Origin of the sequence: Streptomyces sp. NPDC058001, from assembly GCF_042886315.1 — a bacterium.
In the GTDB taxonomy this organism is placed as follows: Bacteria; Actinomycetota; Actinomycetes; order Streptomycetales; family Streptomycetaceae; genus Streptomyces.
This window is the reverse complement of sequence record NZ_JBHVQT010000006.1, coordinates 65,942-91,665: the sequence shown is the minus strand read 5'-3', so window position 1 is coordinate 91,665 and position 25,724 is coordinate 65,942. Positions and strand designations below refer to the sequence as shown.

25 protein-coding genes and 2 pseudogenes are annotated in these 25,724 nt (G+C 71.9%); 11 read left to right on the top strand and 16 right to left on the bottom strand.

Annotated elements, in window-relative coordinates; genetic code table 11:
* Nucleotides 1-117 precede the first annotated feature (117 nt).
* Together ACFVT5_RS15915 and ACFVT5_RS15910 are read left to right on the top strand one after the other, a co-directional pair.
* Entirely contained in the window at nt 118-1,005 is an 888-nt protein-coding gene (locus tag ACFVT5_RS15915) for a glycoside hydrolase family 19 protein (protein WP_389886945.1), read from the top strand.
* A 232-nt stretch (nt 1,006-1,237) separates the two neighbouring features.
* Nucleotides 1,238-2,011, top strand: coding sequence for a class I SAM-dependent methyltransferase (locus tag ACFVT5_RS15910; protein WP_389886943.1), 774 nt, complete (start codon nt 1,238-1,240; stop codon nt 2,009-2,011).
* Here the strand turns inward: ACFVT5_RS15910 and ACFVT5_RS15905 are convergent.
* Nucleotides 2,000-2,728 carry a TetR/AcrR family transcriptional regulator gene (locus ACFVT5_RS15905; protein ID WP_389886940.1) on the bottom strand — a complete coding sequence of 243 codons (729 nt, stop codon included), beginning with the start codon at nt 2,726-2,728 and terminating at the stop codon, nt 2,000-2,002. The genes ACFVT5_RS15910 and ACFVT5_RS15905 overlap by 12 nt on opposite strands.
* Before the next feature lie 159 nt (nt 2,729-2,887).
* Between ACFVT5_RS15905 and ACFVT5_RS15900 the strand changes: the two genes are divergently transcribed.
* Nucleotides 2,888-4,279 (top strand): DHA2 family efflux MFS transporter permease subunit, encoded by a 1,392-nt coding sequence (locus ACFVT5_RS15900; protein ID WP_389886937.1) that lies wholly within the window; start codon nt 2,888-2,890, stop codon nt 4,277-4,279.
* A 63-nt stretch (nt 4,280-4,342) separates the two neighbouring features.
* Here the strand turns inward: ACFVT5_RS15900 and ACFVT5_RS15895 are convergent, their stop codons facing one another.
* A complete protein-coding gene (locus ACFVT5_RS15895) occupies nt 4,343-5,527 on the bottom strand; it encodes a CaiB/BaiF CoA transferase family protein (RefSeq protein ID WP_389886934.1) in 1,185 nt (394 codons plus the stop codon).
* A gap of 182 nt (nt 5,528-5,709) precedes the next feature.
* Here ACFVT5_RS15895 and ACFVT5_RS15890 point away from each other — a divergent pair, with 182 nt between their 5' ends.
* A complete protein-coding gene (locus ACFVT5_RS15890) occupies nt 5,710-6,891 on the top strand; it encodes a nitroreductase (protein ID WP_389886933.1) in 1,182 nt (393 codons plus the stop codon).
* 42 nt (nt 6,892-6,933) lie between these two features.
* Here the strand turns inward: ACFVT5_RS15890 and ACFVT5_RS15885 are convergent, their stop codons facing one another.
* Nucleotides 6,934-7,740: a GNAT family N-acetyltransferase gene (locus ACFVT5_RS15885; RefSeq protein ID WP_389886930.1), complete on the bottom strand. Its 807-nt coding sequence runs from the start codon at nt 7,738-7,740 to the stop codon at nt 6,934-6,936.
* A gap of 211 nt (nt 7,741-7,951) precedes the next feature.
* Between ACFVT5_RS15885 and ACFVT5_RS15880 the strand changes: the two genes are divergently transcribed.
* A complete protein-coding gene (locus tag ACFVT5_RS15880) occupies nt 7,952-8,695 on the top strand; it encodes a DUF4118 domain-containing protein (protein WP_389886927.1) in 744 nt (247 codons plus the stop codon).
* A 28-nt stretch (nt 8,696-8,723) separates the two neighbouring features.
* On the opposite strand, the gene ACFVT5_RS15875 is transcribed toward ACFVT5_RS15880, so the two are convergent.
* The 5 genes from ACFVT5_RS15875 to ACFVT5_RS15855 form a co-directional block, all read right to left on the bottom strand.
* Nucleotides 8,724-9,515 (bottom strand): ABC transporter permease, encoded by a 792-nt coding sequence (locus ACFVT5_RS15875; RefSeq protein WP_389886924.1) that lies wholly within the window; start codon nt 9,513-9,515, stop codon nt 8,724-8,726.
* A complete protein-coding gene (locus tag ACFVT5_RS15870) occupies nt 9,512-10,510 on the bottom strand; it encodes an ATP-binding cassette domain-containing protein (RefSeq protein WP_389886921.1) in 999 nt (332 codons plus the stop codon). The genes ACFVT5_RS15875 and ACFVT5_RS15870 overlap by 4 nt, the downstream gene beginning before the upstream one ends.
* Nucleotides 10,511-10,839: 329 nt before the next feature.
* Nucleotides 10,840-11,268, bottom strand: a complete 429-nt coding sequence (locus ACFVT5_RS15865; RefSeq protein ID WP_389886918.1) for a hypothetical protein — start codon at nt 11,266-11,268, stop codon at nt 10,840-10,842.
* A 36-nt stretch (nt 11,269-11,304) separates the two neighbouring features.
* On the bottom strand, nt 11,305-11,565 hold the full coding sequence (locus ACFVT5_RS15860; RefSeq protein WP_389886915.1) for a hypothetical protein: 261 nt from the start codon (nt 11,563-11,565) through the stop codon (nt 11,305-11,307).
* Complete coding sequence (locus tag ACFVT5_RS15855) at nt 11,562-11,927, bottom strand: DUF2089 domain-containing protein (RefSeq protein ID WP_389886912.1); 366 nt, start codon at nt 11,925-11,927, stop codon at nt 11,562-11,564. The genes ACFVT5_RS15860 and ACFVT5_RS15855 overlap by 4 nt, the downstream gene beginning before the upstream one ends.
* Nucleotides 11,928-12,294: 367 nt before the next feature.
* Between ACFVT5_RS15855 and ACFVT5_RS15850 the strand changes: the two genes are divergently transcribed.
* Complete coding sequence (locus tag ACFVT5_RS15850; RefSeq protein WP_389886909.1) at nt 12,295-13,215, top strand: NADP-dependent oxidoreductase; 921 nt, start codon at nt 12,295-12,297, stop codon at nt 13,213-13,215.
* Nucleotides 13,216-13,295: 80 nt separating this feature from the next.
* A pseudogene (locus ACFVT5_RS15845) lies at nt 13,296-13,996 on the top strand (GNAT family N-acetyltransferase).
* A gap of 76 nt (nt 13,997-14,072) precedes the next feature.
* Here ACFVT5_RS15845 and ACFVT5_RS15840 read toward each other — a convergent pair.
* Nucleotides 14,073-14,669, bottom strand: a complete 597-nt coding sequence (locus ACFVT5_RS15840) for a class I SAM-dependent methyltransferase (RefSeq protein ID WP_389886906.1) — start codon at nt 14,667-14,669, stop codon at nt 14,073-14,075.
* 103 nt (nt 14,670-14,772) lie between these two features.
* Here ACFVT5_RS15840 and ACFVT5_RS15835 point away from each other — a divergent pair, with 103 nt between their 5' ends.
* The 3 genes and pseudogenes from ACFVT5_RS15835 (at nt 14,773) to ACFVT5_RS15825 (ending at nt 18,185) form a co-directional block, all read left to right on the top strand.
* A complete protein-coding gene (locus ACFVT5_RS15835; protein ID WP_389886903.1) occupies nt 14,773-15,393 on the top strand; it encodes a helix-turn-helix domain-containing protein in 621 nt (206 codons plus the stop codon).
* 161 nt (nt 15,394-15,554) lie between these two features.
* Nucleotides 15,555-17,577: pseudogene (locus ACFVT5_RS15830) on the top strand (FAD-dependent oxidoreductase).
* A 50-nt stretch (nt 17,578-17,627) separates the two neighbouring features.
* Nucleotides 17,628-18,185: a PadR family transcriptional regulator gene (locus ACFVT5_RS15825; protein ID WP_389886900.1), complete on the top strand. Its 558-nt coding sequence runs from the start codon at nt 17,628-17,630 to the stop codon at nt 18,183-18,185.
* Between the two features lie 15 nt (nt 18,186-18,200).
* Here the strand turns inward: ACFVT5_RS15825 and ACFVT5_RS15820 are convergent, their stop codons facing one another.
* The 4 genes from ACFVT5_RS15820 to ACFVT5_RS15805 all read right to left on the bottom strand — a co-directional run bounded on the left by ACFVT5_RS15820 (nt 18,201) and on the right by ACFVT5_RS15805 (nt 22,092).
* The gene (locus ACFVT5_RS15820) at nt 18,201-19,355 is read right to left on the bottom strand and encodes a Gfo/Idh/MocA family protein (protein ID WP_389886897.1); all 1,155 of its coding nucleotides are present in this window, start codon (nt 19,353-19,355) and stop codon (nt 18,201-18,203) included.
* Nucleotides 19,352-20,095: a sugar phosphate isomerase/epimerase family protein gene (locus tag ACFVT5_RS15815; protein ID WP_389886894.1), complete on the bottom strand. Its 744-nt coding sequence runs from the start codon at nt 20,093-20,095 to the stop codon at nt 19,352-19,354. The genes ACFVT5_RS15820 and ACFVT5_RS15815 overlap by 4 nt, the downstream gene beginning before the upstream one ends.
* A gap of 206 nt (nt 20,096-20,301) precedes the next feature.
* Nucleotides 20,302-20,898, bottom strand: coding sequence for a hypothetical protein (locus ACFVT5_RS15810; protein ID WP_389886891.1), 597 nt, complete (start codon nt 20,896-20,898; stop codon nt 20,302-20,304).
* Nucleotides 20,899-21,075: 177 nt separating this feature from the next.
* Entirely contained in the window at nt 21,076-22,092 is a 1,017-nt protein-coding gene (locus ACFVT5_RS15805; RefSeq protein WP_389886888.1) for a fibronectin type III domain-containing protein, read from the bottom strand.
* Nucleotides 22,093-22,378: 286 nt separating this feature from the next.
* On the opposite strand from ACFVT5_RS15805, the gene ACFVT5_RS15800 reads away from it, so the two are divergent.
* Nucleotides 22,379-23,167, top strand: a complete 789-nt coding sequence (locus ACFVT5_RS15800) for a glycoside hydrolase family 75 protein (protein ID WP_389886885.1) — start codon at nt 22,379-22,381, stop codon at nt 23,165-23,167.
* Between the two features lie 95 nt (nt 23,168-23,262).
* Here the strand turns inward: ACFVT5_RS15800 and ACFVT5_RS15795 are convergent, their stop codons facing one another.
* The 3 genes from ACFVT5_RS15795 to dhaK form a co-directional block, all read right to left on the bottom strand.
* Nucleotides 23,263-23,673 (bottom strand): PTS-dependent dihydroxyacetone kinase phosphotransferase subunit DhaM, encoded by a 411-nt coding sequence (locus ACFVT5_RS15795; protein ID WP_389886883.1) that lies wholly within the window; start codon nt 23,671-23,673, stop codon nt 23,263-23,265.
* The gene (gene dhaL, locus ACFVT5_RS15790) at nt 23,666-24,298 is read right to left on the bottom strand and encodes a dihydroxyacetone kinase subunit DhaL (RefSeq protein WP_389886880.1); all 633 of its coding nucleotides are present in this window, start codon (nt 24,296-24,298) and stop codon (nt 23,666-23,668) included. Before dhaL ends, ACFVT5_RS15795 begins: the two co-directional genes overlap by 8 nt.
* A 131-nt stretch (nt 24,299-24,429) precedes the next feature.
* On the bottom strand, nt 24,430-25,422 hold the full coding sequence (gene dhaK, locus ACFVT5_RS15785; RefSeq protein ID WP_389886877.1) for a dihydroxyacetone kinase subunit DhaK: 993 nt from the start codon (nt 25,420-25,422) through the stop codon (nt 24,430-24,432).
* Nucleotides 25,423-25,724: the final 302 nt, after the last annotated feature.

The window sequence follows — 25,724 nt, the reverse complement described above, 5'->3', positions numbered from 1 at the left end:
CCCACCCCCACCGCGGCCCGCCCGGTGCGCCAGTGGCCGGCCCTGCCGGTGTGCGCGCACGGCCCCCCACTGTCTTCACCACCTGGGCGACCGTGCTGCGTTCAAGGAGTTGATCGCATGTCCAAGCGACGCTTCACCGCCCTGCTGGCCGCCGCCGTCATCGCGAGCGGCATCTCGGTCCTCGGGCCCACGTCGTCCCCGGCGTCCGCCGCGGCCTGCTCCAGCTACCCCGCCTGGGTCGCCGGAAAGTCCTACGTCACGGGCAACATCGTGCGCTACACCGACGGCAAGGCGTACATCGCCGAGCACGACAACCCGGGCTACGACCCGACCATCAGCACCTGGTTCTGGGAGCCGTACGCGTGTGACGGCGGCTCGGACCCGTCCGGGTTCGTGGTGTCCGAGGCGCAGTTCAACCAGATGTTCCCGAACCGGAGTTCCTTCTACACGTACAGCGGTCTGACGGCCGCGATGAGCGCGTACCCGGCGTTCGCCAAGACGGGCAGCGACACGGTCAAGAGGCAGGAGGCGGCGGCGTTCCTCGCCAATGTCAACCACGAGACCGGCGGCCTGGTGTACGTCGTGGAGCAGAACACCGCCAACTACCCGCACTACTGCGACTGGAGCCAGCCCTACGGCTGTCCGGCAGGGCAGGCGGCGTACTACGGGCGCGGTCCGATCCAGCTGAGCTGGAACTTCAACTACAAGGCCGCGGGCGACGCGTTGGGCATCGATCTGCTGGGCAACCCCTGGCTGGTGCAGAACGACTCGGCCATCGCCTGGAAGACGGGCCTATGGTACTGGAACACCCAGACCGGCCCCGGCACCATGACCGGCCACAACGCCATGGTCAACGGTGCGGGCTTCGGCCAGACCATCCGCAGCATCAACGGCTCCCTGGAGTGCGACGGCAGGAACCCGGCGCAGGTGCAGAGCCGCGTGGACGCGTACAACCGCTTCGTCCAGATCCTCGGTACGACGCCGGGGAACAACCTCTACTGCTAGGAGCGCCGGGCGGCCCGTCCCGCCCGCGCTGAACGGCCGATGACCAGCGGGCGCCCGGGGTGAACCGCCCCCCCGGGCGCTCCTGCTTCCCGCCCCCCGGAGCGGCGCCCCGCACCCCTTACCCGAACTCATCGCCTCTGCCACCCATCCGGAACCCTCTCGGCTCCGAATCCCCTGGGAACCGACCCATCGCACCAGGTGGTCGGACGGACTGTCAGGGAGGGCATCGCCGATGAGATCCGCCCCTCAGGGAGCCGCCCCACGGCTCGGCGCGCTGCTGGACGACACCAGGACCTACGCCTGCGGCTACTGGACGAGCGACCGGCCCGGCTACACGGTGGTCGACGCGCGCCGCGACCGGCTGAATCTGATCGCCCGCTCACTGCGCCTCGCCCCGGACACCCGCCTCCTCGACATCGGCTGCGGCTGGGGCACGCTCTCGCTGTACGCGGCCGAACGGCACAAGACCCTCGTCACCGCGGTCACCGCCGACCCCGAACAGGCCGCGCACGTACGGCAGACCGCGCGGGAGAAGGGACTTGAGGACCGGATCGACGTGCGGTGCGGCTCGTACCGTGACGTCACCGATGGCGCCTTCGACGCGGTCGCGGCGGTCGCGCGGGGCGGGGGCGGGGTCGGCGACCCGGAGTCGGCGTACGCGGAGTTCGCGGCGGCCCTCCACGACAGGGTCCGGCCCGGCGGGCGGGTCCTGGTGCAGCAGTTGGGGTCCGTGCCGGTCCGGCGGGCCGTCATCCTGTTGGACTCATCCGGACTTGAGGTGCGTTCGGTGGAGTCGCTGCGCGAGCACTACGCCCGCACGGTCGCCGCCTGGCACCGCACCCTGGAGCGGTACGGGGACGCCTTCGCGCAGCTCGTCGGCCCGGAGACCGCGCGGGCCTGGCAGCTCCAACTGGCGGGCGGTGCGGGGGAGTTCGGTGACCGGCTCGGAGGAGTCGACCAGATCCTGTGCACTCGCCCCGGTGCGCAGGACGCGCTACGCCCCTGACGCGCCGGGCCCCGGCCGCGACGGGAACCCGGACGCCCGGCCACGTCGGCGGGTGAGCGCCGAGAACGGGCGCTTCGGCGTGTAGTACTCCAGGAACATGTCGACGCCATGGGTGATGAGCCGGCGGGTCGACACATCGTCCAGAGCGGTCCCGTAGTGGCTGAAGACCAGATGCGGGAAGACGAGCAGCGAGTAGAGCTGGATGAGAGCCGTCTCGATGTCCGGGACGGCCAGGCGGCCCTTGTCGTTGAGTGCCTTCAGCGCCTCGGCGACCGCCGGGTGGTGACCGGTCGGACCGTGCTCCTGCCAGGCGTGGCCCAGCTCGGGGAACCGGTGCTGTTCGGCCAGGACGAGATTGCGCAGCGCGATCACGTCCGGGTTGCCGCGGACCGCGCGCACCCAGGTGCTCGCCGCGTCCACGAAGGCGCCGCGCAGATCCTCCGCGTCGGCCAGTCCGGCCAGCGCGGACGCCGTGTCGCCGTCCCCCAGCGGTTCGTCCAGCGCCCCCGTCACGACCGCCGTGAAGAGTGCTTCCTTGCTGCCGAAGTGGTTGTAGACCGTCACCTTCGAGACGCCCGCCTCGGCGGCGATGGCGTCCATGCCCACGCCGAAGCCGTCCCGCAGGAACAGGGTGCGCGCGGCCCGCACGATGTCCAGCCGCTTCCGCTCCGCCCGGGGCCCGCTCGGCGCGGCGGTCTGCTTCGGTCCTGCGCTCATGGGAGCCAGCCTAACAGGGCAACTGAACTGAACAGTTGAGTTCATGTGAACTGCACCGTACAGTTCAGATGCACTGCCTCGTCACATGCACCGCCTCGTCAGCGGCGCCCTCTCGTCCATGGCGCCTTCCCCTCAGGTACGTCGTCCCAGGAGCCCGTCATGTCCGTCATGCCTCACTCCCGTCGCTGGATCGCCCTCGCGGTGATCTGCCTGGCGCAGTTCATGCTGATCCTCGATGTCACCGTCGTGAATGTCGCGCTCCCGGACATGGCCGCCGACCTGCGCCTCGACCGGACGACCCTGACCTGGGCCGTCACCGCGTACACCCTCTGCTTCGGCGGTCTGATGCTGCTCGGCGGACGGCTCGCCGACGCGTTCGGTGCCCGCCGCACCCTGCTCACCGGCCTTGTGCTCTTCACCGCCGCTTCCCTCGTCACCGGACTCGCCGCCAGCGCCCCCCTGCTGCTCGGCGGACGCATGGCCCAGGGTGTGGGCGCGGCACTGCTCTCACCGTCCGCGCTCTCCCTCGTCACCACGCTGTTCCACGGCGCCGAGCGCAACAAGGCGCTCGGCGTCTGGGCGGCCATCGGCGGCACCGGTTCCGCCGCGGGCGTCCTCCTTGGCGGCGCCCTCACCGACGGCCCCGGCTGGCGCTGGATCTTCTACGTCAATGTGCCGGTCGGCCTCGCCGTCCTCGCCGCCCTGCCCACCCTGGTACCGGCGAGCGCGCGCAGGCCCGCCCGGCTCGACCTGCCCGGCGCCCTGCTCGTCACGGGCGGCACGGGCGCCCTGATCTACGGCCTCGTCCAGGCCGGCGACACCGGCTGGGCCAGCCGGTTTGCGCTGCTGCCGCTCATTGGCGCCGCCGTGCTGTACGGCGCGTTCGCCGCCGTGGAACGTGCCGGGCGCGCCCCGCTGATGGATCTGCGGATGTTCACCCGGCGCCCGGTCGTCGCGGGTGCCTTCCTCATGCTGATCGCGACGGCCCTGCTGCTCTCCGCCTTCTTCCTCGGGTCGGTGTACCTCCAGCACGTACGCGGCTACAGCGCCTTCGAGACTGGACTGCTGTTCCTGCCCGTGGCGGTCGGCACCGCGTTCGGCGCCCACCTCGGCTCGCGCCTCGTCGGACAGCTCGGCAGCCGGCCGGTCGCGGTCACTGGCATGGTCCTCACCGCCGTGGGGTGTGTGCCGCTCGCCCGGCTCGACGGCGGGACGAGCGTGTACGCGGCTGTGCTGCCGGGGCTCGCCGTGGCGTCGGTCGGTATCGGCGCCGTCTTCGTGACCGCCATGGCGACCGCGCTGGCCATGGTCGACCCGCACGAGTCGGGTCTGGCAGGCGGCGTCGTCAACACCTTCCACGAGGTGGGCGGTTCGATCGGCGTCGCCGTGGTGTCCACCGTCGCAGCCGCGGGCATTGACCGCGGCGAGAGCGGCGGATTCGCGGATGCCTTCACGCTCGCCGCCGTCACCGCGGCCGTCGGCGCCCTGGTCGCCCTGGGCCTCGTGCCCCGGGGAAAGCCGGAGATGACGGGCGTGGCCCACGCGCACTGACGTCGGGCGGTCCGATCGGTGGACGTACGCCGGATGTGTTCTTCCGGGGGACCGCGCTCCGGGTCAGACGGCGCCGGACGACCGCAGGGCGGCGACGGTCTCCTCGTCGTAGCCCAGGGCGCGCAGGATCCGGTCGGTGTGTTCGCCGACCGCGGGCACCGCGTCCATGCGTGGCTCGACACCGGAGAGCGTGGCCGGTGGCAGCAGGGCGCGGACCGGCCCGCCCGGTGTGCCGATGTCCCGCCAGCGGTCGCGTCCGGTGAGCACCGGGTGATCCCAGTACTCGGCCACGGAGTTGAGCCGCGCGTTCGCGACCTTCGCACGGTCGAGGGCCTTCACCATGTCGTCCGCCGTCAGCTCCGCGCAGCGGGCCGTGACGATGGCGTCCAGCTCCGCGCGGTGCGCGACCCGCGCCGAATTGCGGTGGAACCTGGCGTCCGACGCGAGGTCCGCGTCCTCCAGGAACACCGCGCAGAAAGACGCCCATTCGCGCTCGTTCTGGATGGCGAGCAGGACGGTCGCGCCGTCCCGGGTCGGATACGGACCGTACGGCGCGATCGTCGCGTGCCGGGCGCCGACCCGGGGCGGCGGCCCGCCCGAGTAGGCCGTGTAGTACCCGGGGTGGCCCATCCACTCCGACAGCGCCTCGAACAGGGACACCTCCACGGACCGGGCGACGCCGGTGGCCCGGCGCTCGTAGAGAGCCGTGAGGATGCCCGAGTACGCGTACATCCCGGCCGCGATGTCGGCGACGGCGATCCCCACCTTGACCGGTTCCTCAGGGGTGCCGGTCACCGCGACGAGACCCGTCTCGCACTGGATCAGCAGGTCGTACGCCTTGCGGTCGGCCCACGGTCCGTCGCCGCCGTACCCGGAGATGTCGCAGACGATCAGCCGGGGATACCGCCGGGTCAGCTCGTCCGTGCCCAGATCGAGGCGACCGGTGGCGCCGGGGGCGAGGTTCTGGACGAACACGTCGGCGTCCGCGAGCAGCTTCTCCAGGATCTCGCGGCCCTGAGGGGTCTTGAGGTCGAGGGTCAGGGATTCCTTCGAGCGGTTGGCCCAGACGAAATGACTCGACTGTCCGCGCACCGTCTCGTCGTAGCCCCGGGCGAAGTCGCCCCGGCCCGGCCGTTCGACCTTGATCACCCGGGCGCCGAGATCGGCGAGCTGACGGGTCGCGAAGGGGGCGGCGACGGCCTGCTCCAGACTCACGACGGTGACGCCTTCGAGAGGCAGCGGGCTCACGTCTCCTCCTCACGTCCGGCGCCCGGACGTGAGGCGCGCGGCCTGCAACGTAACAGGCCCCGAGGGCGCCGGACGTCCGTCGTGCGGGGGACGCGGCACGGGAGCACTCTGGAACGAGAGCCGCGCGCACGGCATGGCGCGCCCTGCGCTTTTCGGCTCGGTCGGGACGGGAGGCGGTCCCCATGGGCACCGGTCGCACACACGGGCTCCACCACACCGTCGGTGACCGCGCGATCGGTGACCGCACGGTCGACGACTCCATGGTCGCGCGCCTGGTCGACGACGCCTCGGCCGCCCCGTCCATGCACAACACCCAGCCGTGGCGCTTCCGCTACCTCCGGGCCGAGCGCACCTTCCAGCTACGCGCCGATCTGACCCGGGTGATGCCGCACCACGACCCGGAGCTGCGCGCCCTGCACATGGCGTGCGGGGCGGCGCTGCTGAACCTGCGGGTCGCGGTCGCCGAGGAGGGCCTGGCCGTGATGACGACGCTGCTGCCGGACCCGGCGGACGAGGAACTACTGGCCTCGGTACGGCTGGAGCGGCCCACGGGTGGGGGCGGCGGGCCGCTGAGCGATGCCCGTGCAGCGGGTCGCGCGGCGGCGGGCGGTGACCCGCGCGGGAGCGCCCCCGCCGCGACCGGTGCGGGCTCCGGGACCGGTACCGAATCCGAGACCGGCGCCGGCTCCGACGACCTGGCCCTGCTTCACCCCTTTGTTCACATCCGTAACTCCAGTCGCTTCCCCTTCGAGGAGACCCCGATACCGGCCGCCGTGCAGGTCGCGCTCGCCGAGGCGTCCCGGTGCGAGGGCGTGGACCTGGCCTTCCCGGCCGGCTGGCATCTGGACCTGGTCCTGGACCTGATCCGGACCGGTGAGGAACGCTACCGGGCCGACGAGGGTGCCAGGGCCGACCGCGCGGCATGGACCCGTACCGAGACGCCGGGCGGCGACGGCGGGGCCCCGCAGGACGGGGTGCCCCGGTACGCGTTCGGGCCGCGCGAGCGCGGGGGCAGGGTGCCGGGGCCGGACTATGAGAGCGATACTGGCGCCCCCCTACCGGTCCGGGACACCGCCACCTTCGAACGCGATCCTCACCTGGTCCTGCTCAGCACCCCGCGCGACGGCGCCCACGACTGGCTGCGGGCGGGCCAGGCGATGGAACGCGTCCTGCTGCTCGCCGCCCGGTCCGGCCTGGCCAGCTCCTTTCTCACCCAGGCCGTCGAGTGGCCCGATCTGCGCTGGCCACTGCGGGACCCGGTCTCCGGCCGGGGAAACGTCCAGATGGTGCTCCGTATCGGTTACGGGCCGCACGGTCCCTCGACACCGAGGCGCGCGGCAGGAGACGTACTCGACTTCGAGTAGTTCGAACAGGTTCGAATAGGTTCAAATCGGGGGAGCGGGATATCAGTCGCCGGGGGCGACGGCGTGCTCGGTGAACAGGCCGAAGGTGCGGAACCCCAGCCGCCGGTACACCGGTTCGCCCTGCGCCGAGGCTTGGAGGACGGCGGTCCGGTGGCCCATGTCCCATGCCGTGCGCAGCGCCGCGAGGGTCATGGCGGCTCCGTAGCCGCGCCGGCGGTACGCGGTGACTGTGGACACGTTGTAGATCCCGGCGACTCCGGCGTGCGGGAACACCTCGGCCGAGCAGACCGGGCGGCCGTCCGCGTGGCCGACCAGCAGGCGGGCCGGGCAGTAGGGGGACAGTGCGCGCGGGGCGGCCCGGTCGAGGAAGGTGCGGACGGTGGCCGACGGGGGATCCCAGTTGGCGGCCACCACGGCGGCGTAGTCCGCGAGTTGCCGGGGCGTGCTGACCGCGCGGACGACCAGACCGTCGGCGTGCGGCGGCGCGGGCTCGTCGTCCAGGGCCAGGGCCATGCCGGGTTCCCGATCGGCCACCGGAAGTCCGGCCGTCGCCAGCCGCGCGGACAGATCGCCGGGCGCCGAGCCGGGCCCCACCCACCAGGAGAACGGTCGCCCTGTCGCGGCCAGGTGCCGCACTGTCGCGTCGATACGGGCCGGCGCCGAGTCCGGTGCGAAGTCGGCGGCGGCCACCATGTTGTACGTGTCGTCGGCCAGGCCGCTGTCCGCGATGACCAGGTCGTCGGTCTCGGTGACGCGGGCGCCCGTGAGGGAACGGTGCAGATGGCAGGCGTGCTCTGCGAGATTACGTTCGGCGTGGGCCGCGAGACCGGGGTCGTCGGTGACATTCATCGTGCCTGATTCCATCACCCGGCGGGTGCCGGGGCGCACCCATTTCCGGGCCCCTGGGCCGCCGCGATCACGGTGGCGTGTCAGCGGTCTGTCAAGGGACGGCCCGGCGCCGTCAGGGAACTGTCAAGGAGCACCGGCGCGCTCTCCGGCCGCCGTCCCTGGGGCGGACGCTGGGAGTGTGGCGCGGACACCGTCGCGCCGGAGGTGCGTCATGACCTATCCGCTCCGTGACCGAATCGCCCTGGGCGCGGCACTCGTGGGGCCGCTCGCCGTCACGGGTGTACTCGCGCCGTTCCGTACGCATATCGCCGCGGCGAACCTCGCCCTGATCCTCGTGGTGGCCGTCGTCGCGGTGTCCGCGCTCGGCAACCGGGTCGCGGGTGCGCTCGCCGGAGTGTCGGCCGCCGTCTGGTTCGACTTCTTCCTCACCCGGCCCTACCAGACCTTCTCCATCGGCGCGGGCGACGACATCACTGCCGCCGTCCTGCTCCTTGCCGTCGGTCTGGCCGTGTCCCAACTCGCCGCCCGCGCCCGTAACTTGAGGGTCGTCACGATCAACGACGCCGCCCATCTCACGGCGCTCCACGACGCCGCGCGGCTCGTCCAGTCCGGTTCGCCGGACGCCGTCGTGGAAGGTGTGCGGCGCCAACTCGTCGCCGTACTCGGCCTGCGCGGCTGCCGCTTCGAGTACGGCACCCTGCTCGGCCGGCCCGCACGGCTCGGTCAGGACGGCTGGGTGACGGTCGACGGCCGGGACTGGGACGTCGACAAGGCGGGCTGGCCGGACGGCGAGATCGAACTGCGCGCCTCGGCGGCCGGCCGATACGTGGGCCGCTTCATGATGGAACCCACACCCGGCTCCATACCCTCGCTCCAGTCCCGAGTGGTGGCCGTAACCCTCGCCGACCATGTGGGGGCAGCACTGGAGACGACACCTCGACTGATCGAGTCGTGAGTGCCGGGGGTACTTGTCCTTGCTCCCGCTACTTCGGGTCGCGGTTGAACAGTGCTGTCGACCAGCGGTAGCCGAGGGCGGTGAGGGCGACGCACCAGGCGAGCGTGAGCCAGCCGTTGTTGCCGATCTCGGTGCCGAGGAGCAGGCCGCGCAGGGTCTCGATGGCCGGGGTGAACGGCTGGTAGTCGGCGATCGGCTGGAACCAGCCCGGCATCGTCTCGGCCGGGATGAAGGCGCTGGAGATGAGCGGGAGGAGGATCAGCGGCATCGCCATGTTGCTGGCCGCCTCCGGGTTCGGGCTGGCCATACCCATCCCGACCGCGATCCAGGTGAGCGCGAGGGCGAAGAGTGTGAGCAGTCCGAACGCGGCCAACCACTCCAAGGCGGTGGCGTCCGTGGACCGGAAACCGATGGCGACGGCGATGGCGCCGACGAGGACCACGCTCGCGACCGACTGGAGCACGCTCCCGACCACGTGCCCGATGATCACGGAACCGCGGTACACCGCCATTGTGCGGAAGCGGGCGATAAGGCCCTCGGTCATGTCCATGGAGACGTACACCGCGGCCCCGATCACGGTGCTGCCGATGGTCATCATGAGGATGCCGGGGACGATGTAGGCGATGTATGCGGAACGGTCGGCGCCGCCGCCTCCGATGCCCGCGCTCATCACGTCGCCGAAGATGTAGACGAAGAGCAGCAGCATCATGATCGGCGTCAGCAGCAGGTTCAGGGTCCCGGACGGGTAGCGGCGCGCGTGGAGCAGGTTGCGGCGCAGCATGGTGTGCGAGTCGCGGACGGCGAGGGACAGGGCGCTCATCGGACGTTCTCCTTGGGCTGGTTGGGGACGGTGGTGCCGCCGGTCGCTCCGCCGGTGAGGGCGAAGAACACGTCGTCCAGGTCGGGGGTGTGCACGGTGAGTTCGTCGGCCTCGATGCCGGCCGCGTCCAGCCAGTCGAGGATGGAGCGCAGTTCGCGCTGGCTGCCGTCGCTGGGGATCTGGAGTGACAGTGCCTCGTCATCCCTGCTGACCTCGCGCAGCGCGGAGGCGGCGGCCTGGTACGCCGCCGGGTCGGTGAACCGCAGCCGCACGTGCCCGCCCGGGACGAGCCGCTTCAGCTCGTCGGCGCTTCCTTCGGCGGCGAGCTTGCCGTCGTTGAGGACCGCGATGCGGTCGGCGAGTTCGTCGGCCTCGTCCAGGTACTGGGTGGTGAGGAAGACGGTCACCCCGTCGGAGACCAACTCGCGGATGATGCCCCACATGTTGTGGCGGCTGCGCGGGTCGAGGCCGGTGGTTGGCTCGTCGAGGAAGATGATCCGCGGATTGCCGACCAGCGTCATGGCGAGATCGAGGCGGCGCTTCATGCCGCCCGAGTAGGTGGAGGCGGGCTTCTTCGCGGCGTCAACGAGGTCGAAGCGCTCGAACAGTTCGGCGGCGGTACGGTGGCCCTCGCTGCGGGACAGGTGGTGCAGGTCCGCCATGAGAAGCATGTTCTCCTCGCCGGTGATCAGGCCGTCGACGGCGGAGAACTGCCCGGTCACGCCGATCGCGGCGCGCACCCCGTCCGGTGACGTGGCGACGTCGTGCCCCCCGACCTGGGCCTGCCCGCTGTCGGCGGTGATGAGTGTGGAGAGGATCTTGACGGCGGTGGTCTTGCCCGCGCCGTTCGGGCCGAGCAGCGCGAACACGGACCCGGCCGGGATACGCAGGTCGATGCCGTCAAGGACGGTCTTGTCGGCGTACGACTTGCGCAGACCGACGGCGGAGACGGCGACAGGAGACGCGTCACCGTCGCCTGTAAGTGATGTGGGCATGACAGATGAAGGCATGGGGCTCTACCAATTCGAGGGATGAAGTGACTGGGGGAGTAGATGAGTTGAGGCTGGTTCGGTGGTGCCGACTCCAGATCACCGCACGAGGTCCCGAGGGCGACCGAACTGTGGACTGTCCCGCCGATGCGACGCGATGCGAATGCTGCCGTGGGACGTCGAAGTCCAGATCAGGCAACCGGCCGCCCTGGTGCGACCTCAGACCGCAGCCCTATCGGCTGGGGATTCTCCGGCACCCGTCGCGACGGGTTGGGCGCCGGCCGGCCGGGAGTCCGTCCCCGTGATCCGGGCGGGTATCCGGCGCGGTGGCGGTGTCACTCGCAGAAAACTCGCACCGTGGCCTCGGGGTCATCGACGTCGATGTTGACATCGGCGAGCTGCTCGATGAGGTCCTCGATGTGCTGCGGCTTGATCTCGGTGAGGTCGATGGGGACCCCTGACTTGTTCAGCTCCGCGTTGACCTTGGTGAGCGCCTGCGGTGGGATGAGGCTCGCGAGTCGGACCCCGGCGCGCAGCAGCTGGAGCGGGATCTGGACGTTGACCCGGCTGGACCCGTCGCCGGAGTCGTCCACCGAATTCACCATCACGCGCAGGTACTTGGGCCGAGGCTTCGGGCGGGACGCGGCTGCCCGCGGCGACTCGGGCTGTTCTCGTTCGAGGGCGTCGATCAGCCGCTCGGCCTCGCCCGCGGTGATCTTGCCCTCGACCAGCATTTCCAGTACCTGGCGGCGCTGCTCGTTCATTGCTGCTCCTTCTCCTCTGAACTCAACTCATCTGACTCATCTGACGCTTACGAGTACGCCCGTGTGGTCGTCCTCGATCTCGAACCGGGTGCCGGGCAGCGCCCACAGCAGTCGCCCGGTGCCGCGCAGCGCGCCCAACGGGCTCACCCGGAACACAAGGCAGGCGACCAGTCCGGCCAACACGGCGAGCAGCAGCAGCGGTGACAGCACCAGCGCGACCGGCAGGACAGGCACGTACAGCCGCCGCCACCGGCCGTCGGGACGGCGATGACGTACCGTCACCAGCTGGGGGATCACCGGGATCCCTCCAGCTCGGCCAGCGCCTCCTGGGTGCTGATCTCCCCGCGCCGCAGGCGCTCGACGACGTCGGCGGCGCCGGTGGGTGCCGGGTCGGTGTCGACGAAGTCGAGGTGCTCGGCGATCCGTTTCAGCCGGGACTTGATCGTCGGGTAGCTCACCCCGAAGATCCGCTCCATCTCCTTGATCGAACCGTGCGACCGCACGAACGCGGCAACGAACACCTGGTCGTCGGCGCTGAGTTGAGCCAGCTGCGGTGGCTCGAACTGCCCCTCGACCGCGACGCCGCTGTCGGCGAGGCGGACCCGCTCGACCACGAACGGCCGCCCCTGCGTCAGGTCCGTCAGTTCCTGCCAGTCCACTCTTGACTCCCTCACGCTCGGTGACCGCTCTCGATGACATGCCCGCCATTCATTTGTACCTTGAGATTTTTAAGGCGTCAACGCGCGAATCTTAAGTTTCTTGATTTGATCTTCGAGAAAGTCCCGGACACCTCCCTCGGTCACGCGCGGTGCGCCACTGCCATGGCGCCACGGACCCGACCTCACCCCTCCCCTCGGACCTGCATCGTTGCGGCTGCATGAACACGTCCCAGGGCCGGGAATAGTGACGCGTTGATCGTCCTTTGTGCGGATGTCGCCGGTCGCGGCGCCGCCCCGCGCGCGAGGCGGCCAGGACGACGAGCATGGGAACGACGGGAAACACCGGAACCGGAAAAGAGGGGTCCAGATGTCGAAGGCATACGCATTCACCCGGAACGGAGGTCCGGAGGTCGAGGCGTTCGTCGACCGGGAGACACCCAGGCCCGACCCCGGACAGCTCCTCGTCGCCGTGCGGGCGGCCGGCGTCAACCCGGTCGACTGGAAGCTGCGCGGCGGCTACCGCAGGGCCGGCGACGCACCGGCCGAGTTCCCCCAGATCTTCGGCAACGAGGTCGCCGGGGTCGTGGCGACGATCGGCGAGGACGTGACGGGCTTCGCCGTCGGGGACGCCGTGTTCGGCAACCCGGTGACCGGCGGATACGCCGAGTACACGCTGCTCCCCGCCGCGCTCACCGCGCACAAGCCCGACGACCTGTCCTTCACGGTCGCCGCGACCCTTCCGGTCGCCGCCGCGACCGCCTACGACGGCGTACGGCAACTCGCCCTCGCCCCGGGCGCGACGCTGCTCGTCACGGGTGCCGGCGGCGGGGTCGGCGCGGCGGCGGCCCAGATCGCCCGCGCGGAGGGCGTACGGGTCGTGGGCGTGGCGAGCGAGGGCAAGAAGGAGTTCGTGGAGTCCCTCGGCGCGGTCCATGTGTCCTCCGGTCCCGGGTTCGCGGGCCGGGTGCGGACGGTCGCCCCGGACGGCGTGGACGCCCTGTTCGACCTGGTCGGCGGCACCGTGCTCCGAGAGGCGGCGGCCGTCGTCGCGGATCCGGCGAAGGTCATCACCGCGGCGGACGTGACCACGGCCACCGAACTGGGCGGTGCGGCGGTCGCCCGCGCCCGCACCAGTGACGTACTCGACGCGGTGGCCGACCTGGCACGGAAGGGGACGCTCGACCCGCATGTGACGCGGACGTACCCGCTGGAGCAGGCGGGCGACGCGCTGCACGCCGTGGAGGAGGGCCACGCCCAGGGCAAGATCGTGATCGAGGTCGGCGCGTGAGCGACACGTCGACGCAACGGATCGTGCGGCAGGGGACGTCGGAGTCCCCCGGGGTGCCGCATACCCCCGGGGCGCCGGACATCCCCCGGGCGAGGTCCCACCCCGCGCCGCACGTCCTGGACAACCCCGCGCACGCCGCCCTGCACGGCCCGCACGCGCACCTCGCGGAGCACCGGGGCCGGTTGGTGCGCTACCCGGTCGACGTCACGCCCTGGCTGGCGCTGCCCGACGACCCGGGCCCGGCCGACTGGGCCGACCTCGCGGCGCTCTACGGGCCGGGCGCCGACGTGCCTCTCCTGGGCATCCGGGTACCGCTGCCCGAAGGCTGGGTGCGGACCGTCTCGATCCCCGGGGTCCAGTTCGTGGGCGACGGGATCGACGCCGCGTACGACGAGGAGGCGGTGCGGCTCGGCCCGCCGACGTACCGGAGATGCTGGAGCTGGTGGAGCGGACCCAGCCCGGCCCGTTCCTGCCGCGCACCATCGAGCTGGGTACCTACCTCGGGATACGGCGCGGGGGCGCCCTCGTGGCGATGGCGGGGGAGCGGCTGCGTCCGCCGGGGCACACCGAGATCAGCGCGGTGTGCACGGACCCCGCGTTCCGGGGGCTCGGCCTGGCCGCGCGGCTCGTGCGGGCGGTCGTGGCCGGCATCCACGACCGGGGCGACACACCCTTCCTGCACACCGGGGCCGAGAACGCCGGGGCGATCCGGCTCTACGAGTCACTCGGCTTCTGGCTGCGCCGCACGACCGAGTTTGGATCGGCCCGGGTGCCCGATTAGCGCCCGCGTGCCCGGCCTGCACGTGCGTGCCCGGCCTGCACGTGCGTGCCCGGCCGGGGCGCGCGTACCGCCGGGTTCACCGCAGGCGTCGTGCCCGCAGGACGGTGTCGTGGGTGTGGGAGGTGCCGGGTGGTGCGGGAGCGGTTCGTTGGCGGGTCTCATCGATCAGGACGGCCCAGTCGTGGTCGAGGAGCCTGCTGATGTCGTCGGGCTGGTAGTAGTCGGCCGGGTCGAAGCCATTCCTGTGCCCTGGCGGCAGATCGGCGAGGTCGTGGCTGACGAAGAGCAGGGTGCCGCCGGGTGCGACCGCGTCCAGGAGGCCGCGCAGCGCGGTGTGGTCCGGCTGCTGCCGGAGCGGGAAGTACTGGGCGGACACCAGGTCGAAGGCGCCGGCCGGAGGTGGCGTGGTGGTCAGGTCGGACCGTGTCCAAGCCACCCGGCCCGTGGTGTCGATGGCGGCGGCGCGTTCCAGGGCGGTCGGGGAGATGTCGAGCGCGGTGACCCGCCAGCCCCGCCGGGCCAGCCAGTGCGCGTCGGCTCCCTCACCGCACCCCACGTCCAGCGCGCGCCCCGGCGGCAGGCCGGTGACCTCGGTGACGAGCACGCCGTTCGGCGCACCGCTGAAGACCTGATCCTGGCCGCGATACATCTCGTCCCAGAACTGAGCGTCCATCGTTCTTCTCTCCTTGGTCGGCAGGCACTGCCAACCTGGCCCACCCCCGGGCGACCTGGCAAAGTTCTTTGCGGAAATCGCAAAGCCTGGGCACAGTGGCCGTATGAGTGACGAGTACGAGGCTGTGCTGGCGGCGGTCGGACCGAGGCTCCGGGCGTTGCGGCGCCGTCGAGGAGCCACCCTGGCCGCGCTGTCGGAGGCCACCGACATCCCGATCAGCACCTTGTCCCGGCTGGAGTCCGGACAGCGCAGGCCGGGACTGGAACTGCTGCTACCGCTGGCCAAGGCGTACCGGATGCCCATCGATGAACTCGTAGGCGCCCCAACCGACTTGGACCCCCGGGTTCATCCGCGTCCGTTCACCCGCAACGGCATGACCGTCGTCCCGCTCACCCGCAACCCCGGCGGGCTCCAGGCGTTCAAGCACATCCTCCCCGCCGGACTGACCGAAGGCCGCGAACCCGATCCCCGCTCCCACGAGGGCTACCACTGGCTGTACGTCCTCAGCGGGCGGCTCCGCGTCGTCCTCGGTGACCAGGACCTCGTCCTCGCCGGCGGTGAGGTCGCCGAGTTCGACACCCACCTTCCGCACTGGTTCGGCAACGCCGACGCCCGTCCGGTGGAGTTCCTGAGCATCCTCGGCCCCCAGGGCGAACGCTTCCACGTCCGGGCCCGCTACCAGCCCAACGACCTCACCGACCCCGGCGACCCCTGCGACGACTGAGGCCCGTGGACGCCTGAGGCCCCTGAGTCCACGGATGCCCGCGTGTGACGGAGCCGACCCCCTCCCTTTTATGCAACTAGTTGCATAAGGCTTTCGAGGTCGTCTACAACAGGAGGAACGACAGCGCGCACGCCGCGTTCACCGCGTACGGAGGGCCCCGTATGAGCCGCTACCCGCACCTGCTGACCCCGCTCGACCTGGGGTTCATCACGCTGCCCAACCGGGTCCTCATGGGATCCATGCACGTGGGCCTCGAAGAGGCCGAGGGCGGCTTCGCGCGGATGGCGGAGTTCTACGCCACCCGGGCACGCGGCGGTGTCGGACTCATCGTCACCGGCGGCATCGCACCCAAACGACGAGGGCAGGCCCTACGAGGGCGGCGCCAGGCTGACCGCCGAGGCGGAGGCGGACCAACACACCGTCGTCACCGGCGCGGTGCACCGCGAAGGCGGCCGAATCGCCCTCCAGATCCTGCACTTCGGCCGCTACGCCTCCCACCAGGACCTCGTCGCGCCCAGCGCGCTGAAGGCACCGATCAGCCCCTTCACGCCCCGCGCGCTCACCGACGACGAGGTGGAGCGGACCGTGGACGACTTCGTCCGTACCGCCGAACTCGCGCGCCGCGCCGGCTACGACGGCGTCGAGATCATGGGCTCCGAGGGCTACCTCGTCAACGAGTTCGTCGCGGCGCACACCAACCACCGCGAGGACCGCTGGGGCGGCCCCTACGAGCACCGCATGCGGTTCCCCGTCGAGATCGTGCGGCGTGTCCGCGAGCGCGTCGGGCCCGACTTCCTCGTCATCTACCGGCTCTCCATGCTCGACCTCGTCCCCGGCGGCTCGACCCTCGACGAGGTCGTCACGCTGGCGCGGGCGGTCGAGACGGCGGGCGCGGACATCATCAACACCGGCATCGGCTGGCACGAGGCACGCATCCCCACCATTGCCACCTCCGTACCGCGCGGCGCCTACACCTGGGTGACGAAGAAGGTCATGGGCGCGGTGTCGATCCCGCTCGTCACCACCAACCGCATCAACACGCCCGAACTCGCCGAGGAGTTGCTCGCCGGAGGCTACGCCGACCTGGTGTCGCTCGCCCGGCCGCTACTCGCCGACCCGGACTTCGTCGCCAAGGCCCGCGCCGAACGCTCCGACGCCATCAACACCTGCATCGGCTGCAACCAGGCATGTCTGGAGCACACGTTCAGCGGCCGGATCACCTCCTGCCTGGTCAACCCGCGCACCTGCCACGAGACCGAACCCGTCCTGTCCCCGACCCGGCGCGCCCGGCGCGTCGCCGTCGTCGGCGCCGGTCCCGCCGGTCTCGCCTGCGTCGTGAGCGCCGCCGAGCGCGGCCACCACGTCACCCTCTTCGACGCGGCCACCGAGATCGGCGGACAGCTCAACGTCGCCCGCAAGGTCCCCGGCAAGGAGGAGTTCGCGGAGACGCTGCGCTACTTCCGTACCCAACTCGCCGACCACGCAGTGGACTTGCGCCTCGGTGTCCGGGTCACCGCCGACCTGCTCGGCGCCGAGACGTACGACGAGATCGTCGTCGCCACCGGTGTCCTGCCCCGCACCCCCGACATACCCGGCGTCGACCACCCGAGCGTCCTCGGCTACCTCGACCTCCTGCGCGACGGCGCGCCCGTCGGGGACCGGGTCGCGGTGATCGGCGCCGGCGGGATCGGCTTCGACGTCGCCGCGTTCCTCACCGACAGCGGCGACGGGGCGAGCCTGGACCCGGCCGCGTACTTCCGGAGATGGGGCGTCGACATGGACTATCGGGCGCCCGGCGGACTCGCCGCACCCGTACGGCCCGTACCGCCGCGCACGGTTCACCTCCTCCAGCGCGCCACCACCAAGCCCGGCGCGGGACTGGGGAAGACCACGGGCTGGATCCACCGCACCGAACTGCGCCACCGAGGCGTCACCATGACAGCGGGCGTCCGCTACGACCGCATCGACGGCGCCGGACTTCACCTCACCGTCGACGGCATGGCCCGGCTCATCGAGGTCGACACCATCGTCCTGTGCACCGGCCAGGAACCCCGCCGCGACCTGTACGAGGCGCTGCGCGCCGCCGGACGGCGACCGCACCTCGTCGGGGGCGCCGACGCCGCCGCCGAACTCGACGCGAAGCGGGCGGTGCGCCAGGGCACCCAGGTCGCGGCGGCCCTGTAACCCCCCGGCACCCCGCCCGGCATCCCCGCCGGCAAACCTAGGATGCGGGCATGTCCCTGCCGCACGCGATCCTCACCGCCCTACTCGAAAAGCCGTCGTCAGGACTGGAACTGACCCGGCGCTTCGACCGGTCGATCGGCTACTTCTGGTCGGCCACGCACCAGCAGATCTACCGCGAGCTGGGCAAGCTCGAACAGAGCGGCCACATCCGCGCCCTGCCGTCGGAGCGCCCGGCCCAGGGTCGCAGGAAGGAGTACGAGGTACTGCCCGAAGGCCGTGCCGAACTCGCCCGCTGGACCGCCGCACCCCAGGACCCGAGGCCGCTGCGGGACCCCCTCCTGCTGCGACTGCGGGCGGCGGCGGTGGTCGGCACGGACGGCATCGCGTCCGACCTGCGCCGCCATCTCGACCTGCACCGAGGCCAGTTGGCGACCTACCGGACCATCGAGAAGAAAGACTTCCCGCCCGGACGCGACACCCCCGAGGACCGGCTGCGGCATCTGGTGCTGCGGGCCGGGATCGACCTGGAGACCTTCTGGGTCCAGTGGCTGGACCACGCGCTCACGGAGTTCGACGACCTGTCCACGGACGGCACCGCACCCGTGTGAGCGCGCGGCGCCCGGTCACAAGGGCCCGAGGGTGGCGGCGCCAGGGTCCCAGTCGGCACCGACCGGAGCGGGCGGTACCGGCCGCTCCGGCAGGTCCGGCAGGTCCGTGAACGCGCCGCGCTCGGCCGACTCACCGATCGCCGCCATCGTGTGCAGCACATGCAGCGCGAGCCCGCCGGAGGCCCGGGGCGCGCTCCCGCCGCGTATCGCCCGTGCCAGATCCAGGACGCCGAGCCCGCGTCCGTCGGTCCGGCCGTCGACGGGCAGGTCCCGCCACCCGTCGGAGCCGTTCGCCCGCAGCCGCAGCGGGCCGCCGAAGGTGTTCGGATCGGGCACCGCGAGCATGCCCTCCGTGCCCATGACCTCGAACTGGATGCGCGGGTGCGACGAGTCGAAGCTGAACGTCGAGGTGGCCCGCACCCCCGAGGCGAAGGTGAGCAGCGCCGAGACATGCGTCGGCACGGCGACCGGGAACACCTCGCCCGCCCGGGGCCCCGATCCCACGACCCGCCGGGTCCGGGCCGTCGCCGCCGTCGCGGCCACCCGGGACACCCCGCCGAACAGGGCCACCAGCGACGTCAGATAGTAGGGGCCGAGGTCGAACAGCGGCCCCCCGCCCGGCTGGTAGAAGAACGCCGGGTCCGGATGCCAGGACTCCGGTCCCAGGCTCTGGACGACGGTGGTCGCGGCCACCGGCTCCCCGATGTGCCCCGCGCGCAGCGCCCGTAGCGCCGACTGGAGGCCCGCGCCGAGGAAGGTGTCCGGCGCGTTGCCCACCAACAGGCCCCGCTCGGACGCCTCGGCGAGCAGCTTCTCGGCCTCGGCCGCGGTCAACGCGATCGGCTTCTCGCCGTAGACGTGCTTCCCGGCCCGCAGCGCCGCCGTGGCGACCTGGGCGTGCGCGGCCGGGACGGTCAGATTGACGACGAGTTCGACCTCCGGCACCGCGAGGACCGTGGCCAGGTCCCCGGCGACCGGCACACCGTGCTCCCGCGCGACCGTGCGGGCACGCTCCACATCCAGGTCGGCGACGGCGATCACGCGGACGTCCGGGAAGGTCGCGAGCGTACGGAGGTACTGGCCGCTGATGACGCCCGCGCCGACGAGGGCGACCCCGACAGGACCGCCGCTCACCCGCTCGTCCCGTCCGGCTCCCGCCCCGGCGCTCACGCCGCCTCCAACGCGGTCACGTACGCGCGGCTCGCGGCGAGTTCGGCGAACAGATCGCCCGCGCACGCGTCGAACTCGACGATCCGCCAGGTGCCCGGCGAGGCCGCGAGGATGTCGGGCACCGGCATCGCACCGGTACCGACCGCCACATGGGGTTCGCCCTTGATGCCCGGACCGTCCTTCACATGCAGGGCGAGGACACGGTCCCCGAGCCGGCCGAGCAGCGCCGCAACGTCCGCGCCACCCACCGCCGCCCAGTAGGTGTCGACCTCCAGGAAGACGTCCGGCGCCAGCAGGTCCGCCAGCACCTCCAGGGCGTGCCGCCCGTCGACATCCGGCTCGATCTCCCACCAGTGGTTGTGATAGCCGACCCGGATACCCAGTGGCGCGGCCCGCTCCGCGATGCCGTTCAGCCGGTCGGCGGTCCGCTTCAGCCCGTCGAGGCTCGTGAACTCCTCGTGCGGAATGCCTCCCGGCACGATCGCGAGATCCGTACCGAGCCGGGCCACGCCCTCCAGCGCGGGCTCCGGATCCGCGTCGAGAAGCGGCCCGGCGTGTGTGCTCGACACCGTCAGACCGAGGTCATCGGCCAAGCGCCGCAGCCCGTCGGGGTCGGTGCGCACATCGAACGGTTCGACCGCGCCGAAGCCCATCGCGGCCAGGCGCGCCAGGGTCCCTTCCCGGTCCGCGGCGAGCGCGTCGCGCACGCTGTAGAGCTGAACGCTGAGCGGTCGTGACATGGACCCGGGCCCCCTGTCGACGGTCGGTCGCCGGCGGTGCGCCGACGCCAGGACGATATGTACGCCCCGATCGCGCCGACAACGATGCCATCTCGGCCACGGGACCGACAGAGTGCCGTGGCGAAAGCCCCGGCGCCGCACACGACCACCGCCTCCGGCCTGCGGGGGAACAGGGGAGACGGCGGCCGTGCGGGCGGGGCGGTAGGTCAGTAGCGCTGGTGACGGGCGCGGCGCCGCAGATACCAGACGGTGCCGCCGACACCGGCGACCACCAGGGCGCCGCCGCCGACCTTGGTGAGGGTGCCGTAGTCCTGCGTGGAGCCGCCGAGGCCGCCTCGTACGCCCTGTGCGGGCGTCGTCGTCGCGGAGATCGCCGGGGCGGTCGTGGGGGCGGTCGTGGGGGCGGCGCCCACGGTCACCGACCGGGTGCCCACGGCGGTTCCGTTGGCGCAGATCACGGTGACGGTGTAGGTGCCCGCGCCGACGCCGGGCCAGGAGGCGCTCTGGATCATGGTGCCGCCGGCGAGGGTGATCTGACGGCCCTGCGTGAAGACCTGGCCGCTCGACATCAGGGACGCGGTGCCGCCGGTGGCGCAGGCGACGGTACTGACCTGGACGGTGGTGCCCGCCGCGGACACGGTGATGCCCGAGAGCCCGGTGCCGCCGGCGAACGCCGGTGCCGCCAGGGTCAGGGGCAGCGCGGCGGCGGCTGCGACGGTCAGGCCGGAGCGGCCGGTGAAGCGGGCGGTGGAGTGGACGGCCGAGCGGACGACTTCGCGGACGGATATCTGAATGGTGCGCATGTGTCTGCCCTCCGACGGCACGGTTGGCGGTACGTCCCATGCGCCGCCGAGGTCGGGAATCGTCCGTGCTGCCTGCTGACGAGCCAACGCGCTCCGGAGCCCGCGCGCCTGCGGGCGACCGCCGGGCAGGTGACGGACTCCACCGTCCGGCCCATCCGGGATGCCATGGGCAGGAAACTATGGCGCCGGGGATTCCGGTTGCCCGGTGACGACCGTGCGCTCCGCCGAGTACCCGCCCCAGGTGCCGTCCGGCAGCATCGCCCGGATCCGCACCCGGTGCGTCACGCCCGCCTCCCGGTCCACGTAGAAACTGTGCTCGGCGCGGCCCTTCCGGGGTGCGGTGCCCCAGACCAGCGTGGTGACCTGCTCCCGGTCGAGCTGGATCTGGTAGCGCATCACCGTCCCGTCCGTCTCCGGCGGATCCCAGGTCAGGTCCAGGAAGTAGCCGCCGTCCGCCCGGTGGGTCGACGCGCGGAAGTCCCGGGGCGCCGTGGCCCGGCCGTCGTCGGCGGCCCCCGCCGTGGTCAGCCGCACCGCGCCGCTCGCGGGCGAGGAGTTGTCGGCCGCGTCCCGCGCCTTCACAGTGAACACATAGGCCGTCCCCGGCCGCAGCCCGGTGACCGTCGTCCGGGTCACGTCCCCGCCGACACTGTGGATCTTCGTCTCGCCCTGATAGATGTCGTACGAGACGACCTCGCTGTTGTCCTTCGACGCGCCCCAGGTGAGGGATGCCGCACGGCTTCCGGCGGGCTTTCCGGTCAGCTTCGCCGGTCGTGTCGGGGCCCGGTCGTCCGCGGCGACCGCCTTCGGCGTGGTGGCGGACACCCCCTTGCTGGGCTCCCCGAGCACCCCCTTCGCGTCGCGGGCCCGCACGGTGAACGTGTACGTGGACGAGGGCTTCAGGCCGGTGATGTCGACCATGTACTCGGCGCCCGGGACCTCCTTCACCTTCTTGCCGCCCCGGTACACCTCGTAGCCGTCTATCGCGGTGCCGCTGTCACCAGGACTGCTCCACATCACGTGCACGGTCGTGGCGCTGCCCGCCTGCGCGGTGACGCCCAGCGGTGGGGGAGGCGGCTGGGTGCCCGGGGTCTCGGCGGTGCCCCAGGCACAGGAGGTCAGCAGGAACGCGGTGGCGGTGAGCGGCAGGGCGTAACGGGGGGTGCGGCGGGCGGGTGGGGGGATGCGGCGCACTGGCGGGCCTTCCCGGTCGCGGGTCACGGCATTGGTACAGACCTGTATGGCACGGATGGTGAGTACACATCAAGAGGCCGTCGGCAACGGACCGGGGTGAGGGCGTGCCGACGGGGCGCGTGAGGAGGCGCCGACGGGACGTCCGGGGGGCTGGAGACGGGGGTACCGACCGGGGTCCGCGACACGCGGCGGCGTCCGCCGTCCGGCCCTCGAACCCCGGTCACGCGGCCCGGAACGTGCAGATTGGTCCCCGACCGTACTGTCCCCGACGGAGGGTCCGCTCATCGTGCGCAACCGAACGGTGGCTCTCGCCGCCACCATCGGCACCGTCCTGCTCGCCCCCACGCCACTCGCCGACGCCCAGTCCCGGCTACCGCTGCCTACGGACGCCGCACTCCGGGAGGAGGCCGCGCCCGCCGCCCCAGCCGCGCCCGCTCCAGCCCAAGCCGGTCCCGCCGCCGCCCCAGCCGGTCCCGCCGCCGTCCAGGAGGGTTCCGTGTCGGCCGCCGACCTGCTCGCCGCCGTCCGGGGCTGCACGCCCGTCTCCCGTGGCAGGTACCGCACTGACGAAGGCACCCGCCCGACCATCCCGGTGTGCGGCAGGCGCGGCGCCGTGTACTGGAAGGCCGACATGGACATCGACTGCGACGGCCGGCCGGGCCGCAACTGCAACAGGCGTGCCGACCCGCTGTTCTCGCGGATGACGGCGTTTCAGCAGTCCGACGGGAAGTACCTCAGCCCGGACCGGCTGCCCTACATCGTGGTCCCGGGCCGCAGCCGCGTCTGGAACCACGAGGCACACGGCGTGCGCGGAGGGTCCGTCGCCGCCGTTCTGTACCGGGGCCGTCTCACGTACGCCGTCGTCGGTGACACCGGCCCGACCGGGATCATCGGCGAGGCGTCGTACGCGACGGCGAAGGCCCTCGGTATTCCCGCCCACCCGCGCATGGGCGGGGCGGCGTCCGGGGTCACCTACATCGTGTTCAAGAACTCGAAGGTGACCCCGATCCAGAGCCACCGGGCCGCCGTCGCGGAAGGGGAGCGGCTGGCACGGGAGTTCGTGCGCCGCAAGTAGCGGGGGGCGTGGCGAGCAGCGGCGGGCGTGCCAAGTAGCGGTGAGCGCGACAAGTAGCGGTGAGCGTGACAAGTGGCGGTGGGCGTGCGGCGGTTTCACACCTTGCGGTAGCTGTACGCCTCCGTCGCCGCCGCCGTGACCGCGTCGAGGTCGGCGCCCGCCGACGCCGTCACCATGGCGGCCACCGCGCCCTCCACGAAGGGCGCGTCCACCAGCCGGGTGTCGTCGGGCAGTTCGTCGCCCTCCGCCAGCAGGGCCTTGACGGTGAGGACCGCGCTGCCCAGGTCGGTGAGGACGGCGACGCCCGCGCCCTGGTCGACCCGGGTGGCGGCGGCAGAGATCAGTTCGGAACTGGTACCGAGGCCACCGCCCTCGGTACCGCCCGCCGCCGCCACCGGCGCGGTGACGCCGCCGCCCGCGAGACCGGTCGCCAACTGGGCGACGGATTCGGCGACCGCGGCGCTGTGCGACACCAGCACGATCCCGACCAACGGGGTGTCACTCACCGGAACCACCGTCCTTGCCTCCCGAAGCGGCCTGGGCGGTGTCGGCGAGCGCCGCGATCAGCAGCGCCGACGAGGTCGCGCCCGGGTCCTGGTGACCGATGCTGCGCTCACCCAGATAGCTGGCCCGGCCCTTACGTGCCAGGAGCGGCGTCGTCGCCAGCGCGCCCTTATCGGCGGCGTCCCGCGCGGCCTCGAAGGAGTCGCGGAGCGCGTCGGCCGCGGGCACCAGCGCGTCGAGCATCGTCTTGTCACCGGGCGCCGCGCCGCCGAGTGTGGCGACCGCGTCCACACCGGTCCGCAGCGCGGCGGCGAGATCGGTATCGGACACCTCGGGGGAGTCGCCGAGCGCCTTGCCGGTGCGTCGCAGCAGCGTCCCGTACAGGGGCCCCGACGCGCCGCCGACCGTGGAGATCAGCCGACGCCCGGCCAGGATCAGGACCGCGCCGGGCGTGGCCGGTGCCTCCTCCTTCAGTGTGGCCGCGACGGCGGTGAAGCCGCGCTGGAGGTTGGCGCCGTGGTCGGCGTCGCCGATCGGCGAGTCCAGGGCGGTGAGCCGGTCCGCCTCACGGTCGACGGACGCGGCGGTCGCGGTCATCCAGCGGCGGAAGAAGTCGGCATCGAGCACGGAAACTCCTAGCGAGCGGGGGTGAGGTCGGGGTGGGCGGGTGTGCGTCCGGGCCGGCGACAACGGTTCCGAACCGGCGGGGCGGAGGTCAGCGGGTCCGGGGTCAGCGGGCCGGGACCGGCGGGTCGGGGTCAGCGGCCCCAGCGCAGACCCGGCGTGCTCACCGGCGCGTCCCACAGCCGCAGCAGCTCCTCGTCGATCTGGCAGACACTCACCGATGCGCCGGCCATGTCGAGCGAGGTGACGTAGTTGCCGACCAGCGTGCGGGCGACCGGAACGCCCCGCTCGGCGAGCACCCGGTGCACCTCCGCCGTATAGCCGTACAGCTCCAGGAGCGGGGTGGCCCCCATGCCGTTGACCAGGACCAGGACGGGTGCCTTCGGGTCGAGGTCGTCGAGTACGGCGTCCACCGAGAAGTCGGCGATCTCCCGCGAGGTCATCATGGCCCGCCGCTCACGTCCGGGCTCTCCGTGGATACCGATGCCCAGTTCCAGCTCACCGGCCGGCAGGTCGAAGGTGGGGCTGCCCTTGGCGGGTGTGGTGACGGCGCTGAGGGCGACACCGAAACTGCGGGAGTTCTCGTTGACCCGTACCGCGATCTCCTGGACCCGGTCCAGCGGCATGCCCTCGTCGGCGGCGGCGCCCGCGATCTTCTCCACGAAGAGGGTGGCCCCGGTGCCGCGCCGCCCCGCCGTGAAGAGACTGTCCTGCACGGCCACGTCGTCGTTGACCAGGACCTTGGCGATCCGGATGCCCTCGTCGTCGGCTAGTTCGGCCGCCATGTCGAAGTTGAGGACGTCACCCGTGTAGTTCTTCACGATGAACAGCACACCCGCGCCGCTGTCGACGGCGGCAGCGGCCCGGAGCATCTGGTCGGGTACCGGTGAGGTGAACACCTCGCCCGGACAGGCCGCCGACAGCATGCCGGGCCCGACGAATCCGCCGTGCAGCGGCTCGTGGCCCGAGCCACCGCCCGAGACCAGTGCGACCTGGCCCGCGACGGGGGCGTCCCGCCGCACGATCACCCGGTTCTCCACGTCGATCGTCAACTCGGGGTGCGCCGCCGCCATCCCCCGCAAGGCATCGGCGACCACGGTCTCGGCCACGTTGATGAGCATCTTCATGGGTACCTCCGGGTGAGCCGGCCGGTGAGCGGTGCCGGCCTGTCGGTTGGGGGTGGTGCTCCACTCTCTCCCCTGTCGAGACTTCTCCAGTATCGAGGAGAAACAGCCCGGAGGAGAGGTCGAAGATCGGAACCGGTGGGGGCGGGCCCCGTGCCGGTGATCGGCGTAATCTGGGGGCGGCAGGTCAGTTCCTCACCGCCACCAGCACGGTCTTCCGGCTCCCTCCGCCCCCTCGGTGGATGTCCGGGAGCGGCCCGTGCAGGAAGCGGATTCGAGGACACCCGGTGTCGTGAAAGGAGATG